At 47.9% G+C, this 15,087-nt stretch carries 17 protein-coding genes and 1 pseudogene; 12 read left to right on the top strand and 6 right to left on the bottom strand.

The genetic code is table 11. The features are described 5' to 3' along the window. The first annotated feature begins 6 nt into the window (after positions 1-6). A complete protein-coding gene (locus tag IQE94_RS08085; protein WP_249214025.1) occupies positions 7-489 on the top strand; it encodes an IS630 family transposase in 483 nt (160 codons plus the stop codon). A 55-nt stretch (positions 490-544) separates the two neighbouring features. Further along, positions 545-1,495 carry a stage II sporulation protein M gene (locus IQE94_RS08090; protein ID WP_212717331.1) on the top strand — a complete coding sequence of 317 codons (951 nt, stop codon included), beginning with the start codon at positions 545-547 and terminating at the stop codon, positions 1,493-1,495. A gap of 20 nt (positions 1,496-1,515) precedes the next feature. Here IQE94_RS08090 and IQE94_RS08095 read toward each other — a convergent pair whose 3' ends face one another. Beyond that, positions 1,516-2,748 (bottom strand): bifunctional sterol desaturase/short chain dehydrogenase, encoded by a 1,233-nt coding sequence (locus IQE94_RS08095; RefSeq protein WP_212717334.1) that lies wholly within the window; start codon positions 2,746-2,748, stop codon positions 1,516-1,518. Positions 2,749-3,024: 276 nt separating this feature from the next. Here IQE94_RS08095 and IQE94_RS18850 point away from each other — a divergent pair. The 4 genes and pseudogenes from IQE94_RS18850 to lpxB all read left to right on the top strand — a co-directional run. Beyond that, positions 3,025-3,123: pseudogene (locus tag IQE94_RS18850) on the top strand (DUF4160 domain-containing protein); the annotation flags it as partial. A 57-nt stretch (positions 3,124-3,180) separates the two neighbouring features. Next, positions 3,181-3,471 carry a DUF2442 domain-containing protein gene (locus IQE94_RS08105; RefSeq protein ID WP_212717335.1) on the top strand — a complete coding sequence of 97 codons (291 nt, stop codon included), beginning with the start codon at positions 3,181-3,183 and terminating at the stop codon, positions 3,469-3,471. A gap of 154 nt (positions 3,472-3,625) precedes the next feature. Next, complete coding sequence (locus IQE94_RS08110; protein ID WP_212717337.1) at positions 3,626-4,153, top strand: DUF4330 domain-containing protein; 528 nt, start codon at positions 3,626-3,628, stop codon at positions 4,151-4,153. Between the two features lie 14 nt (positions 4,154-4,167). Beyond that, positions 4,168-5,352 (top strand): lipid-A-disaccharide synthase, encoded by a 1,185-nt coding sequence (gene lpxB, locus IQE94_RS08115; RefSeq protein WP_212717339.1) that lies wholly within the window; start codon positions 4,168-4,170, stop codon positions 5,350-5,352. 62 nt (positions 5,353-5,414) lie between these two features. Here lpxB and petF1 read toward each other — a convergent pair whose 3' ends face one another. Beyond that, positions 5,415-5,708 (bottom strand): ferredoxin PetF1, encoded by a 294-nt coding sequence (gene petF1, locus IQE94_RS08120; protein ID WP_194015991.1) that lies wholly within the window; start codon positions 5,706-5,708, stop codon positions 5,415-5,417. Between the two features lie 438 nt (positions 5,709-6,146). On the opposite strand from petF1, the gene clpS reads away from it, so the two are divergent. Continuing rightward, entirely contained in the window at positions 6,147-6,434 is a 288-nt protein-coding gene (gene clpS, locus IQE94_RS08125; protein ID WP_028947369.1) for an ATP-dependent Clp protease adapter ClpS, read from the top strand. Between the two features lie 58 nt (positions 6,435-6,492). Here clpS and IQE94_RS08130 read toward each other — a convergent pair whose 3' ends face one another. Then, positions 6,493-7,680 carry a glycosyltransferase gene (locus IQE94_RS08130; RefSeq protein ID WP_223343110.1) on the bottom strand — a complete coding sequence of 396 codons (1,188 nt, stop codon included), beginning with the start codon at positions 7,678-7,680 and terminating at the stop codon, positions 6,493-6,495. 170 nt (positions 7,681-7,850) lie between these two features. Between IQE94_RS08130 and IQE94_RS08135 the strand changes: the two genes are divergently transcribed. The 3 genes from IQE94_RS08135 to IQE94_RS08145 all read left to right on the top strand — a co-directional run bounded on the left by IQE94_RS08135 (position 7,851) and on the right by IQE94_RS08145 (position 10,403). Beyond that, positions 7,851-8,360, top strand: coding sequence for an inorganic diphosphatase (locus IQE94_RS08135; RefSeq protein WP_014407118.1), 510 nt, complete (start codon positions 7,851-7,853; stop codon positions 8,358-8,360). 267 nt (positions 8,361-8,627) lie between these two features. Then, the gene (locus tag IQE94_RS08140) at positions 8,628-8,993 is read left to right on the top strand and encodes an NAD(P)H-quinone oxidoreductase subunit M (protein WP_212717343.1); all 366 of its coding nucleotides are present in this window, start codon (positions 8,628-8,630) and stop codon (positions 8,991-8,993) included. Positions 8,994-9,029: 36 nt separating this feature from the next. Next, positions 9,030-10,403, top strand: a complete 1,374-nt coding sequence (locus tag IQE94_RS08145) for a hypothetical protein (protein ID WP_212717345.1) — start codon at positions 9,030-9,032, stop codon at positions 10,401-10,403. Positions 10,404-10,460: 57 nt separating this feature from the next. Here IQE94_RS08145 and IQE94_RS08150 read toward each other — a convergent pair whose 3' ends face one another. Continuing rightward, positions 10,461-12,077: a glycoside hydrolase family 3 N-terminal domain-containing protein gene (locus IQE94_RS08150; protein ID WP_212717347.1), complete on the bottom strand. Its 1,617-nt coding sequence runs from the start codon at positions 12,075-12,077 to the stop codon at positions 10,461-10,463. Positions 12,078-12,189: 112 nt separating this feature from the next. Further along, a complete protein-coding gene (locus IQE94_RS08155) occupies positions 12,190-12,609 on the bottom strand; it encodes an NUDIX domain-containing protein (protein WP_194015985.1) in 420 nt (139 codons plus the stop codon). 110 nt (positions 12,610-12,719) lie between these two features. On the opposite strand from IQE94_RS08155, the gene folB reads away from it, so the two are divergent. Beyond that, a complete protein-coding gene (gene folB / locus IQE94_RS08160) occupies positions 12,720-13,076 on the top strand; it encodes a dihydroneopterin aldolase (protein ID WP_212717349.1) in 357 nt (118 codons plus the stop codon). Positions 13,077-13,107: 31 nt separating this feature from the next. Beyond that, complete coding sequence (locus tag IQE94_RS08165; RefSeq protein WP_212717351.1) at positions 13,108-13,719, top strand: LysE family translocator; 612 nt, start codon at positions 13,108-13,110, stop codon at positions 13,717-13,719. A gap of 98 nt (positions 13,720-13,817) precedes the next feature. Here the strand turns inward: IQE94_RS08165 and moeB are convergent, their stop codons facing one another. After that, a complete protein-coding gene (moeB, locus tag IQE94_RS08170) occupies positions 13,818-14,990 on the bottom strand; it encodes a molybdopterin-synthase adenylyltransferase MoeB (protein ID WP_212717352.1) in 1,173 nt (390 codons plus the stop codon). Between the last annotated feature and the right edge of the window lie 97 nt (positions 14,991-15,087).

Below are 15,087 nucleotides of genomic sequence, written 5' to 3' on the forward strand. Positions count from 1 at the left end.
GATGAAATCAAGCAATATGCGGCAGAAAAACTGATTTATATGGATCAAGCCGGTCTAGATGACACTCTAGACTACCCCTATGGGTACTGTCATAAATCAGAGAGATTAAAGGCGAGCAAATTAGGACATAGAACCAAGAGAGTCAGCATAATAAGTTGTTGGTGGAATGGAACAACAATAGCTCCAATGATATTTGAAGGATACTGTAACGCTCAAGTAGTATGCACGTGGATAGAAGAAATGTTATTACCAGAGTTAATACCAGGTCAGATACTAATCATGGATAATGCAAGCTTTCATCCGAAAGAAAGAATAAAGGCATTGGTAGCAAAAGCTGGGTGTGAGGTTATATTTTTACCACCATATTCACCAGACTTGAACAAAATTGAGAAGTTCTGGGCGAGACTAAAACGTTATGTTTCCCAACTTGTTAGTAATGGAGAATCGCTGATTTCTGCATTGGATATAGCGTTGAGAGAACTGTCCTAACTATCTCGTCCTTTGCTATAAGTGCAAAAATAGTTTATTTTCTAGGTTTTTCCCCATGGATTTTCGTCGCTGGATTGCCCGCCGTGACCAAGATTGGCAGACCCTTGACCAAATTTTGACCTGCCTGGAAACCAAAGGTATTAAGTCCCTGCCCACGGAGGATATTCAACAGTTGGCTAGTTTATACCGGGCTACTTCCGCTGACCTGGCCCGGGCCCAAACCCATAACCTCAATCCCCGTTTGAGGCAAAACCTCCAAAGTCTCATTACCAGGGCCTACGGTCAAATTTACCAAGGAGATCGCCGTCAAGAGTGGAATAAGGTCGCACAGTTCTATCTTTGGCAGTTGCCGTTGGTGTTACGCCAAACTTTTAGTTACACCATGGTGGCCTTTGGTATTTTCTTCCTGGCCAGTGTGATTGCCTGGTGGTATAGCTGGCGGGATCCAACTTTTTTGGAATTGGTGGTACCGGCGGATTTAATCAGCACCGTTCGGGATAAGGGCCAGCTATGGATGGGCTCAATTTTAACCATGAAGCCAGTGGCGGCCAGCGGCATTATGATCAATAACCTTTCCGTCGCCTTTGGTATGGTGGCCGGTGGGGTAGTGGTGGGACTATGGACTATTTATGCCCTGTTTTACAACGGTTTATTGCTGGGGGCAGTGGGCGCATTGGTGGCTCAGCATAATCTTGCCATTCCCTTCTGGGGTTTTGTCCTTCCCCATGGCTCATTGGAATTACCGGCAATTTTTCTGGCAGGGGCGGCGGGGTTACTCATTGCCAAGGGATTATTGTGGCCAGGGCCCCATCGTCGGAGTTACGCCCTCAAACAACAGGCGATCACCGCAGCTCAATTGGTATTTGGCATTGTGCCCCTGCTGATTATTGCAGGCATCATTGAAGGGTTTATTTCCCCCACTCCCTGGATTCCTGATGGCTTGAAATATCTTTTGGGAACGGCATTCTTTTTGCTATTACTAAGCTATGGATCTCGGCAGAAGTAGCAACAGTAGGCAAAAGCAGTTTAGGAATTTTTACTGAAGCAACGGAAATAAAAGGAGACAAAAAATTCCTTGATGGGAAAGGCAATGAACGTAATCGGGTTGATGGTGACAATAATATTGCGGCTGTCCCTTTTTACTCCCTTCACCACTTGTCGAGCCACCCAGGATGCGTTCATAATGCCCACCGGATTGAGTTTACTTTTGAACGGCCCCAGGATAAGTTTGCGGATCACACAGGGGGAATCCAATCGTTTTAGGGTAACCAGATCCCCTAAAGCCCGCTTACTCAGTTCATACAAAGGGCTAAAAGCTGGATTAACTTCCGCCTCGGAGGTATTCACCCAAATTTCTTTGGTGGCAATGTCTCGATTGGTTTTCACCGTGGCTAGGAATAATTCCATCAGGCGCAGGGCGGAAAAGGTATTAACTGCGTAGGCTTGCTCAATGGCTTGGCCATCCCGCCGTTGGTGAACGTTTACTCCATGGTTAATGACCAAAATATCAATTTCCGCCAGCAAATCCTGGAGTTGATCTTCCTGGTCGATGCACCATTGTTCCGTTCTGATTAGAATAGTTTCGCCTGCTCCGGCAACGGTTAACTGTTGGCCACAGGAAGTAAGGGCGATCGCCTTAGCCCCCTGTTGATGGAGTTCCTGCAAAAGAGCCTGGCCAAAACCACCGGAAGCCCCGGTAACTGCAATTTTTTTTCCTTTGAGGGACAAAGCAGTGCCCAACATTTTATCCACCAGGGTTAGGGTTCCACAGAAGTAAGCATTGGGATCATCAAAATGGTGCCGCCAGTGGTAAGTGCGGTTCACTATCCAAGGGGCCGGCGGCGCTAAAAATGGCCCGGGGCGATGGGTCAAATCCGTAATTTCGTCTGCATTGGGTAAGCCCATCCCCCTGCCGATCGCCGACAGCAAAAATCCCAAAGTGTAAATTTGCCCAGCGCTGGCAGCCAGAATTAGGGGCCAATGGTCAAAACTCTGCCACATCCAGGTTAATAAGGGAGGCCAAATGCCAAAAGCTAACATTACCAATGCTTCCGGCACATCATTGTACCAATGGGCCTTTTGATAAATTTCCGTGCTCACCACTGATAAATCTGAGCGAAACACCCGATGGTGCCAACCATGGAGACGATAAAGCGGCGACCAAACATGGGCCAAGGCATGATAGCTGTCCCGCACCAGTTCCACCCACAGCACCGAAGCCAGGGCTAAACCCAACCCCATTAACCAAGCCATTGCCATACGTTAAAAGTTTTTACTGCTATGTTAAGTTTTGTTCTATCGATGGTAGCGGCTTACGGCCCAGGGTAGCTCCCTCCAACAATAGATTTTTTGGAAAAAGACAAAAATTCCAGTTCATAAAGCCTTTGTCTTGCCACGGGAAGAGTTTGCAAAGTATGAGTTGTTAACTACACAATCAGTCCAAAAACTTACTGGGAACTTTGAGCATATGCCTACCCTATTAAGCTTTTATAACATTAAAATCACCATGAACTATAGAACTATAATGATCGCAATCCACCCCATATCAACGCTGAATATCAAGATTATGAAGCAGTTATAATGATTCAGACCGGAGAAGTCTGTGGGCAAATGTCCAAAAGAGAATTAAATTAAATTTAACTTGGCAATGGCTCTATTTACACCAATCTGAATTATTGGAGAACTGGGAAAATGCCCGCCAAGGAAAACCGCTCAATAAAATTGCCCCTCTTCCATAAATCTAATGTCTGGTTACATGTCACTTCTGTGGAGTATATGGAGGATTATCGATTAAAGCTAAGTTTTAGTAGTGGCGTAGAAGGAATTATCGATTTAGATCAAGAGTTACATGGAGAAATTTTTGAGCCGTTGAAAGATAAAAGTTTATTTCAACAGATGCTTTTAACTAGCCGAACCAGAGAATGGCCCAATGGCGCTGACTTTGCTCCCGAGTTTTTATTAGAAATTGCCCTCAAGAAATAATATAGCAATAAACCTAACCTAATAATTTCCCAGGGGAGTATTCCCGAAAACCGTGGCTAAACTTCCCTGTCGTCCCCCATGATAGAATTGCAACGATTTTGACAAAAGTCCCAATTTTTTCTGCAAAGCATTTAGTAATCATTTCAATTTTCCCATGAAGCTCATCGATTCCCGTGGCAGAATTTTCGGCATAATCAGCCTGTTGGATCTGGGGGCCGCATTGATCATCCTTATGGTAGCCGTGGGCATTTTCGTTTTGCCAGGTAGTTCGGGGAAAAGCATCATTGCCCAAGCTAACGCCGCATCTATTGAATTAACTGCCATTGTCCGGGGGTTAAACGTATTGGACCCCCAGGTGGTGCTGGATGAGTTTAAAGCGGAGAAAACCAACATCATTATCCGCAATCAACCCGCAGGGCGGGTGGAAGTGGTCAATGTCCAAGAACTGCCCCGTAATCTGGCAATCCCTCAACCAGATGGTTCAGTGAAATCTTTGCCGGATCCTCGACCAGAGTCTAACTACAGTCGGGATATGCTCCTCACCCTCAAGGGCCGGGGGGATGTTACCTCCACGGGCATGGTGCTGGGGGGACAAAAGGTGAAAATTGGTACGGTACTGGAACTGGAGGGGAAAAACTATAACTTCAACGCCAGTGTGGTGGGCATCAAACAACCCAATTAGTGCCCATTATTGCCATGAGAATTTTTATTAGTACGGGAGAGGTCTCCGGAGATCTCCAGGGGTCTCTGTTGGTCACAGCGTTAAAGCAACAGGCCCAGAAGAAAAATTTAGACCTCGAACTGGTGGGTTTGGGGGGAGAGAAAATGGCGGCGGCGGGTATGACGTTGCTAGCCAATACGGCGGCGATCGGTTCCGTGGGGCTGACCGAATCCCTACGGTTTATTATTCCCACCTGGCGCATTCAACAACGGGTTAAAAAATATCTCAAAACTAATCCAGTGGATTTGTTGGTCTTAATTGATTACATGGGGCCTAATTTAACTATCGCCAACTATCTGCGGAAAACCTATCCCGATTTGCCAATTTTGTACTATATTGCGCCCCAGGCTTGGGTATGGTCCCCCACTAAAAGGGAAACGACCCAGATTATGGCTGTAACCGATCGCCTGTTGGCCATCTTTCCAGGGGAGGCCGAATTTTTCCGTAATCAAGGTTTAGACGTCACCTGGGTGGGGCATCCCTTGTTAGACCGCATCACCAAGGAAGCCCCCAGTCGAGAGGAAGCTCGTAAAAAGTTGGGCATTGACCAAAACCAAACGGTGATTACCCTCCTGCCCGCTTCCCGCATTCAGGAACTGCGCTACCTGTTGCCGCCCATTTGTGGTGCTGCCCAACAATTGCAGAGCCAATTACCCAATGTGAAGCTGCTTTTGCCCGTTTCCCTCAGGGATTATCAAACCCAGATAGAACAAACCCTGAAGGAATTCGATCTCAGGGTTCAACTGTTGGACGGCAAGGAAACCTTAACGGCGATCGCCTGCGCTGATTTGGCCATCACCAAGTCGGGAACGGTGAATCTGGAAATTGCTCTATTAAATGTGCCCCAGGTCATTCTTTATCGGGTTAGTCCTCTGACTATGACGATCGCCAGACGGATTTTTAAATTTGATCTACCTTTTGTGTCCCCCACCAATATTGTTCTCCAACGGGCCATTATGCCGGAACTACTCCAGGAACAGGCCACCGCTAGCAACATTACCCAGGCAGGCTTGGAATTACTGTTCAACGGCGATCGGCGAGCCACCATTGCCCAGGATTACCAAGCTCTCAGAGAAGCCCTTGGGGAACCAGGGGTTTGTGAACGGGCCGCCCAAGCCGTACTGGAATTTGTCAGGGGACGACAAAAAAGCAGGGCTTAAACCCTGCCGTGGACAATTATGAAACTATCGAACTCACTAGCCCATGGCCAGCATCCTTACCCTTAGTAGAGGTCTTCTTCTTTGTGGGTTTCAATGGCGCAATCAGAAGTGGGATAGGCCACACAGGTCAAAACATAACCAGCTTCAATCTGGTCATCATCCAAGAAAGACTGATCGGATTGGTCAACACTACCGGAGGTGATCTTACCGGCACAGGTGGAGCAAGCCCCAGCACGGCAAGAATAGGGCAGGTCTAGACCAGCTTCTTCCGCAGCATCGAGGATATAGGTATCGTCAGAACATTCGATGGAACTTTCACCATCGGGGGTGATTAATTTAACGGTATAGGATGCCATAGATGTTTCCTCTTCTCAAAAAAACAGTAGAGAGATTGCCTCATGAAGCCTCCATCGGGACAGCTATATCCAGATCGAGCTACTTCAGAAAACTTAACTGTTCTGATACTACGGGAAAATCTTGAATTGACAAGGAAGCATTAGCAATGAAATGGCTAGGTCTTAATTAGATAATCTTCGCTTATGTTTACTCCCAGAGTATTTCTGCCGGTCGGCCTGGCAATTACAAAATCAAGAAAAGGCTAGAATCCCAGGTATTAAGGGAGTTTTAAGGACAGGGAAAGCAAAGATGGAAAGAATTAATCTTCCTGGGGTTTGACGATAAGATTGTCTAATCATTGCTGAGGGTAATACCCAAGGGCCGGCCTGCAGCGGTGCCCCAACAAAATGGCAGAATAGAATCTGAAGTCTCTCCACTTTCGCCCAGGGAGGTAAATGATGGCGACCGAAGTTTTAAACAAGCCCAGCAATAGCACAATCCGCAAGCACGCCCCCCGTTACCGGGTTTTACTGCACAACGATGATTTCAACTCCATGGAGCATGTAGTGCAGACCTTGATCCAAACGGTAGCGGGCATGACCCAGCCCCAAGCAGTGGACATTATGATGGAAGCCCACGTTAACGGTATGTCTTTGGTCATTACTTGTGAGTTGGAGCACGCTGAGTTTTACTGTGAAACCCTGCGCAGTCACGGGCTGTCCAGCACCATCGAACCGGACGAATAGGCTCTAGGGTCTTAGAGTCAAACTCTTTCCCCGTGGCAACGGTTGACCTGATGGAACTTCACCGGCCGAGAGCATTAACATCTGTAACTCGCCAACTAAGTTTGAGGTTGAACCAAAAGTTCCAGATGGTCACCAGGGCGATCGCCAGGGCGTTGGCTAGGTAGCGGTTGAAGTGGGAAAAGTTAAAGAAAAAGTTCAACAGCCCTAGGTTAATGCCCAGGCCAGCCCAGCAGATCAGATTGAATTTGAGCAGACGTTTGCTCACTTGCGAGGGACTGTTTTGTCCCTGGGTTAGATCTTGGAAAGTCCAACGGTCGTTCCAAAAAAAGTTATTGAGGATAGCTAATTGGGCAGCGATGATCTTGCTGCGACTCAGGGGTAAATCCCCCAGGGATGGTTCCGTGAGGATAAATAAAATACCCATATCCACCGCCACTCCGGTTAACCCCACAGCGCAAAATTGTAAAAACCGGGAGGAAAGGGATAGTCTCAGTTTGCATAAATGCTGGAGATACTCCACATATTGCCGCCAGGTGACCTTACTGTGTCCCGATCGCCGTTCTTGAAAGACGTAACCGACTTCTGCTAACCAACGGATCCGTCCCCGGGCCGCCACTTCAATGAGGATTTTGTACCCCACTGGACTGAGGGGACAATCAGCGATCGCCAGACGTCTCACCATGAAAAAACCACTCATGGGATCCGACAAACGGCCAATTACCTCTGGCAGAATTAATAAACCTAGCATCTGGGCCCCCCGGGAAAGTAGCCTCCGCACCAAGCTCCATTGACTGACCCCCCCTCCCGATTGATGGCGACTAGCCACCGCCAAATCTGCCCCCCGTTCCATTTCTGCTAACAGGGCCAGCAATACCTGGGGAGGATGCTGTAAATCCGCATCAATAACTCCTAAAAAATTTCCCCTAGCTGCTTGCCAACCCCGAATCACCGCCGTGGATAAACCCCGTCCTTCTGTTCTTCTGATTACCCGTAATTGGGGATAGGTTTGGCTTAATTTCAAAGCCTTTTGCCACGTTAAATCAGGACTGTCATCGTCCACCACAATCAACTCATACCGCTCAGACCAACGGTGTTCCAACAGTTCCACCAAGGTAACTACCATGGCCTGAATATTTTCTCCTTCGTTATAGGTGGGCAACACCAGGGAAAGGAAAATACCATCGGTCTCCCCCAGCTTGGGCACTGTTAGGGCGGTGGCTAACGATGGCAGGGGTAAATGGACCATGGCAGGGCACAGAAAAATAAGACAATGATCGCCCTAATTATGGCCCGTGGAGCGGCTCAGGGAAATTCCCCTTGATAAGGCTAGGTACAGGGGGAGGCCACCGAGTAAAATGCGATCGGGTTTCCAGCCCGTTTTGTTGTGACTCTTTTGTATTTTGTTGGAGAAAAATTGTGGATCTAAGTCGTATTCCTGCCCAGCCCAAAGCCGGTTTGATCAATGTGTTGATCGAAATTCCCGCAGGGAGCAAAAATAAATACGAGTTCGACAAAGACATGAATTGCTTTGCCCTCGACCGGGTACTGTATTCCTCTGTGCAATATCCCTACGACTACGGTTTTATCCCCAACACCCTCGCTGACGACGGCGATCCCCTCGACGGCATGGTGATCATGGATCAACCTACTTTTCCCGGTTGTGTGATTACTGCCCGGCCCATCGGTATGTTGGAAATGATTGACGGCGGCGATCGGGACGAAAAAATTCTTTGTGTTCCCGCCAAAGATCCCCGCTACACCTACGTTAAATCCATCAATGACTTGGCAGGGCACCGCTTGGATGAAATTGCCGAGTTTTTCCGCTCCTACAAAAATCTGGAGAAAAAGGTGACGGAAATTCTTGGTTGGAAAGATGTGGACGCAGTACTGCCTCTGGTGGAAGAGTGCGTTAAGAACTATAAGTAACACGCCATTAAATCCGAAATCCACTGTAAACTATTGATTTTTGCCCGAATCAGTGATTTTTGAGGTTGGCGATGGCGCTGGGGTTTTATCCTGGCTCCCATCAATTGCAATTCTCCTCCTGAACTGTGGCCGACCTGGGAAATTGTGGATCTATCTATAATGTGGGGGCTATGGACTATGCCAACAAGTTCTGGGATAGCCTAGTGCCCACCCCTGGCGAAATTTGTTTACAATGCTCTGTGATCCCCAACGGCTTAGCTAACTGCCATGCTTGTCAAATCCACTACCCGTCACGTCCGCATTTTTACCGCTGAAGTGCAAGGCAATGAACTGATTCCCAGTGACAATGTCTTGACCATGGATGTGGACCCTGATAACGAGTTTGTTTGGAATGAAGATGCTCTCCAACAGGTTTATCGCCGCTTTGACGAGTTGGTGGAGTCCTACAGTGGCGAAGATTTAACCGACTATAATTTACGGCGCATTGGCTCAGATTTAGAGCATTTTATCCGTGACCTGTTGCAGGAGGGGAAAGTTAGTTACAATCTCGACTGTCGCGTCTTGAATTACAGCATGGGGTTGCCCAAAGTGGAAAATGAGGAGACCGCTGGCAAATATTGGCTAGAAAAATAACCCCGATCAACAATCGCCGGAGGGAGGCTTAACACTGTGTTTGATCGCCATTGGCAGAATCAAGGTAATTGCCGGCCAAGATATCGGTCTTATCTGACTAAAGTTCTGACGGTATTTTTGTTGGCGATCGCCATTGGTTTGGGAGGCTGTCAATCTTTATCGGCATCACCTCCACCCCCGTTGGTTCAAACTAGTGAACCGGTTCAGTTGGGCAACTTGCAGGAAGTACCTCCCCCAAAAACCGTGCAGGCCCTAGCCCCCAGCTTTAATCAATCCCAACCCCAGCTAAAAATCCTCTCCCCCACCCCCGATGCGGTGCTTAAAAAGACCACAGTGGCGGTGCAACTCCAGGCGCAAGACCTTCCCCTGAACGAAGACGATAGTGTTCCCCTGCGAGCCCACGTCCACTTGATTTTGGATAACGAGCCCTACCGAGCGATTTATAATCTAGACCAACCCATCGTCCTAGAAAATTTGGAGCCGGGCACCCACACCCTGCGGGCCTTCCCCGTCCGCCCCTGGCATGAAAGTTACAAAAACGATGGGGCCTATGCCCAAGTTACTTTCCACGTTCTCACCAAAACCGACAGCAATAACCCCAACCCCGACTTGCCCCTGCTAACCTATAGCCGTCCCAAGGGAGATTATGGTGCTGAACCAATTCTTTTAGACTACTATTTGACCAATGCCCCCCTCCACATCGCAGTGGCAAATGATGCAGACCTGAGTGATTGGCGCATCCGGGTCACCGTCAATGATGAAAGTTTTCTGGTGGATCAATGGCAACCCATTTACCTGGAAGGATTTGAGACCGGGGAAAATTGGCTCAAGTTGGAGTTTATTGACGAAGCGGGCAACCTGGTGGCTAACCGTTTTAACAACACAGTGCGGGTGATTAATTATCAGCCCGATGGGCAGGATGCCTTTTCCCGTTTAATGCGGGGGGATGTCCCCTTGGCTGAGGCCTATACCCTGGTTGGTTTAGATCTGCCCTTTGGAGTTGACCCTCTGGAGGAAGTGGGTAAAGCAGAGGAATTGGTGGAAACTGCGCCGGAACCGTCCATTCAGCCAGAGGTAACAGAATCAGTTAAACCCGATGATCAGATTGCAGTGGAAGAAAAAGTGGAAGAAACGGAATTAATAGTAGAAGAAGTTCTCCAAGGTCCCCTTGCTGATCCAGAGGAGCCTGTGACAGATTTGAACCCTGTCCCAGAGAGGGTTATAGAGGAGAAAACTTCTGAGTTAACCCCGCCATTATCCCCAGAGCCCCAACAATTTGACGAGGAAGAGGTGGGGGAACCGGAGACAGCAGAGGAGATAGTTGAGGCAATTGAAGAAGAAGGGGTCATTGAGGAAGAAATTATCGAAGTTCAGCCAGAACCGTTGGATGATGTGACCTCAAATCCTTAAGAGTCTCCTTGTAACGATTACGCGCGTTATGCTCTGTCTTGAGCCTTACCCAGGAAATTAAGTAGTAAAAATCCCATTTTGGATACTTTGGTCAGACAAACCCTGCCAACCGAATAATTGACTAATGGCGATCGCCTGGGCTTGGGACATTTGGCCATGGGAAAAGGCCCAGGGTAAATGGGGACAGAGTTCTACCATTTGGCTTTGGAACCAAGCTAAAACGTAGGGACTGCCGTAGACGATTAATCCTTGCAAGGATGGCTGGGCTAAACATTGGCGATACAAGGCTTGGGTTAGGGGCGTTAACCCCGCAGTACCCCGGAAAGGATTGCCCCGGATAAATACCTGCAGTACAAAGGGATATTGACCCATGGGATAGTGCTCCAACAAATGGGCAGTTAAAATTTGAGCGCTGTATCCTCCCCGGAGAGGCCAAGTTAAGGCAGGACAAGCTCGGTCGAGGTAATCAGCGGCAAGTAAATCATCCACGATAACTAAGTTTTTTCCCGATTGATCGCCTAGGTTGACAATGGGCAAATCTCCGCCGCTTTGCAGTGCCGTAGTGATAATCTGATCCACCAATTCACGGCCGGGGCCGGTTTGTAAATTAATGGTGAAATTGTTCGGCTCAGGGGCGGGGGCCAATTTTTCCTTGGCAGTTAACACTCGTTGCAAAGATTGTTCAATTCTTTCCTCTGTTAAGCGGCCCGATTCCACCGCCTCGGCGATCGCCGCAATTACTGGTACCGGATCCGCCGGCATTAGCAGAATATCAACCCCCGCTTCTAGGGCCCGGACAGCCACTTCCCCAGGACTAGCGATTTCGGTAATGCCCCCCATAATCAGCGCATCGGTGACAATGATGCCCTCAAAACCCAGTTTTTGTCTTAACTGTCCAGTCAAAATAGCTGGGGACAGAGTTGCAGGATTGCTGTCGTCCCAGGCCGGCACAAGAATGTGGGCAGTCATCACACTATCCACCTCCTGGGCGATCGCCTGCTGAAAAGGAGGGATCTCCAGGGTTTCTAGCCGCTCAATGGTGTGGGGAATGACGGGCAAATGTAGATGGGAATCGGTGCTAGTGTCCCCATGGCCAGGGAAATGTTTAGCAGAAGTGAGAACAGGAAATTGCTGGGTTCCCGCAATAAATTCCCGCACTAAAGTCCCCACAATCTCCGGGGTTTCCCCAAAGGCCCGCACATTAATTACCGGATTGTTAGGATTATTATTCACATCGGCGATCGGGGCCAAAATCCAATTCAAACCCACCGCTAGGGCCTCCTGGGCAATTACTTCCCCCATCTGCTTGGCATATTGTTTAGCTAAGTCTAAATTTTGCTCAGCAATGCTACCCAAAGTCATGGGCGGTGGAAACCAAGTGGCACCGGAAAATCTTTGCCCCACCCCCTCCTCAATGTCAGCGGCCAAAAGTAACGGCGTAGAAGCCCAACTTTGTAACTGAGCAGTGCGTAAAGCCAATTCTGCCCCACTGCCTCCCAGGAGAATTACTCCGCCCAAATTAAGGTTAGATAACCAATTTCTCAGGGTTTGATTGGGCGCTTCCCAAGCAGGGTAACGAATTTGATGATCAAACAAAAATCCTGAGGCCCGCACCACAACTAATTGGCCAATTTTTTCTTGTAAAGTCCAATTGCCGGGGTTGATAGCCGCCATAGTTTTTGATTTGCTTATTATTAAAATATTTTAAAATTAACTGTTAATTAGCTTAGGTTGTTAATCCATTTCATTCCGTTGATTAATGACAAAAAATTAATTTTGGCAACCATTAAACTAAGATAAAACGTTGTTGATAATCTTCCAAAAGTAGCTTGGTAAAACTGTTGAGGGGAAAATCAAATGCTTCCAGGGGGGTGACCCATTGCCATTCCATAATTTCTTCATTGGGAGTCACCTGAGTGGATTCAGAACGGGCATAGTAGTTTAATAAAACAAAATGGGCTGGGCAATGGAACTGTTGGTCATTCACCGCTTCCTGTACCAAAGCAAACTTTATTTCCAGCAGATCCAACCCCACTTCTTCTTGAAATTCCCGTTTGAGGGCGGTTTCTAGCGTTTCTCCCCATTCCACCTTTCCCCCCGGCACCCCCCAGGTACCCCGCCATTTGGTGGTTTTGACAATTAAAACTCGGCCGTCCGGGGCAGTAACCAGCGCACCAACCGTAGCTAAGGGAAATTGGGGAGGCATGGCAAGGAAAAATTATGGCAATTTTTGACTGGGTGATCATACCATGGTTAGCTGGGGAACCTGTTGTTCTTAGTTCAATATCTGGTAGTTAGTTGGTACTTAGTCAATTTATGGATACGTTAAACGTTAAGGGCATTCGCGCCTATGGTTACACCGGCTACTTTGATGCGGAACAGTTCTTGGGGCAATGGTTTGAGGTTGATCTAACCATCTGGATCGATTTGGCTAAGGCTGGGCAGAGCGATGATCTGAACGATACTCTTAACTATGCTGATGCAGTGGCGATCGTACAAAAACTCATTCGAGAGTCCAAGTTTAAAATGATTGAGAAACTAGCCGAGGCGATCGCCAATGCCATTTTGGGAACGGGTAAAACCCAGCAAGTCAAAGTGGCCCTGACTAAATGCCAAGCTCCCATTCCAGATTTTGACGGGGATGTGACTTTGGAAATTCTCCGGAGTCGTTAGGTTATTTAGTAAGCTATTTAAACTATTAGCCATGGGTTGGTCTAACATATTCAGTCTGTTTGGGGCAATGTTAATCTTGGCCGCCGTTCCCAGCTTGAGTGTGTTAACTGTTTCAAGTAAAAGTGCCAGCGGTGGTTTTATTCATGGTTTTTTTGCCACCCTTGGTGTTGTTTTAGGCGATATTATTTTTATTCTCATCGCTCTCTGGGGCTTAGCTTTTTTACAGGGGGCGATGGGCGACTTCTTTGTCGTTCTTAAATATATCGGTGGCATTTATTTAATTTGGCTGGGAATTAACACTATCCGAGCCAAAGTTAACAACCAAAACCTGGACAAGGTTGATGCCAAGTCCCTCTCTTCAAGTTTTTCTGCCGGATTGCTCATAACTCTAGCAGATCAAAAAGCTGTCATTTTTTATCTGGGCTTTTTACCTACTTTTGTTGATGTCAATAATATTGCCTATCTTGATACCGCAGTCATAATTTTAACCGCAATGCTCTCGGTGGGAGGAGTGAAGCTGTTTTATGCCTTTCTTGCCCACCAATCAAGGCTATTGATCAGCAAGAAAAATAAGCAAATAATGAATTATCTAGCCGGCGCTTTAATGATTTCGGTTGGTGTATTTTTGCTTACTTCAAGCTAATCCATTGGGCAAATGCAATAAAAAAATCAACCGCCATCTCCACCATCAGGAAAACGGCGATCGCCAAAATTATTCAGGATTATGGGCCAAGGAAAAAATTAATATTGGGTGACACTGGGGTCAACTTCCTGACTCCAAGCGGTGATGCCCCCTTTAACGTTAATCCCTTCAATCCCAGCCTGTTTAAGCAGAGTCAAAGCTTTAGCAGATCGCCCCCCCAGTTTGCAGTGGGCAATTAAGCGGTGACCATTAACCAAATCCCGCACTTTTTCTATGCCGGGGCCTTCTTCAATATCGGGCAAAGGCACCAACACCGCCCCTGGAATACGGGCAATGTCATACTCATTGGGATTACGCACATCGATTAAAACGTAGTCATCGGCATCACTATCCAGCAAGGCTTTTAACTCTGTCACAGTCATTTCTGGCAGTGCCTGGGCGTCGGCGGCTTCAGCAGCTTTAGCTTGGGGAATGCCACAAAACTGTTCGTAATCAATTAATTTTTCGATTACCGGCCGCACAGGGTTGGGGCGCAATTTCAGTTCCCGGAATTTCATCTCCCAGGCGTTGAACAGCAGCAAGCGACCACTGAGGGTGTTGGGGGCACCAAGCATAATCTTGAGAGCTTCCGTGGCTTGAATCGTACCCACAATGCCCGGTAACACTCCTAAAACCCCTCCCTCAGAACAGGAAGGAACCATGCCCGGCGGCGGCGGCTCTGGGTAGAGGTCACGGTAGTTTGGCCCCCCCTGGTAGTTAAACACCGTAGCTTGCCCTTCAAACCGGAAAATGGAGCCGTAAACGTTAGGCTTATTCAACAACACACAGGCATCGTTGGTGAGGTACCGGGTGGGAAAATTATCCGTTCCGTCAATGACAATGTCGTAGGGAGCAATGATATCCAGGGCGTTGGCCGAAGAAATCTGGGTTTCGTAGAGGTCTACCTGACAGAAGGGATTGATTTCTAGGATGCGGTGCTTGGCGGACTCAATTTTGGGCTTACCAATCCACGAAGTGCCATGGATAATTTGCCGTTGCAGATTGGAAGTATCGACAATGTCAAAATCAACTAAACCGATCCGTCCTACCCCCGCCGCGGCCAGGTAGAGCAGTAACGGAGAACCTAGACCCCCGGAACCAATACAGAGGACACTGGCGGCTTTGATGCGTTTTTGGCCATCGAGGCCCACCTCCGGCAGAATGATGTGGCGGGAATACCGTTGGTAGTCGTCTTGAGAGAGTTCAATCTCTGCTAGGTTTGGGTTAAGCATTGCTGTTGTTCACGGAAAATCATCGTCGGGCTCACCACCACAACGAAATTAACATTTTAATCTTTTTGGCGGCGGCACTACCATGGTTTTGGTGTGA

This window comes from Synechocystis sp. PCC 7339 (assembly GCF_019924095.1).
In the GTDB taxonomy this organism is placed as follows: Bacteria; Cyanobacteriota; Cyanobacteriia; order Cyanobacteriales; family Microcystaceae; genus Synechocystis.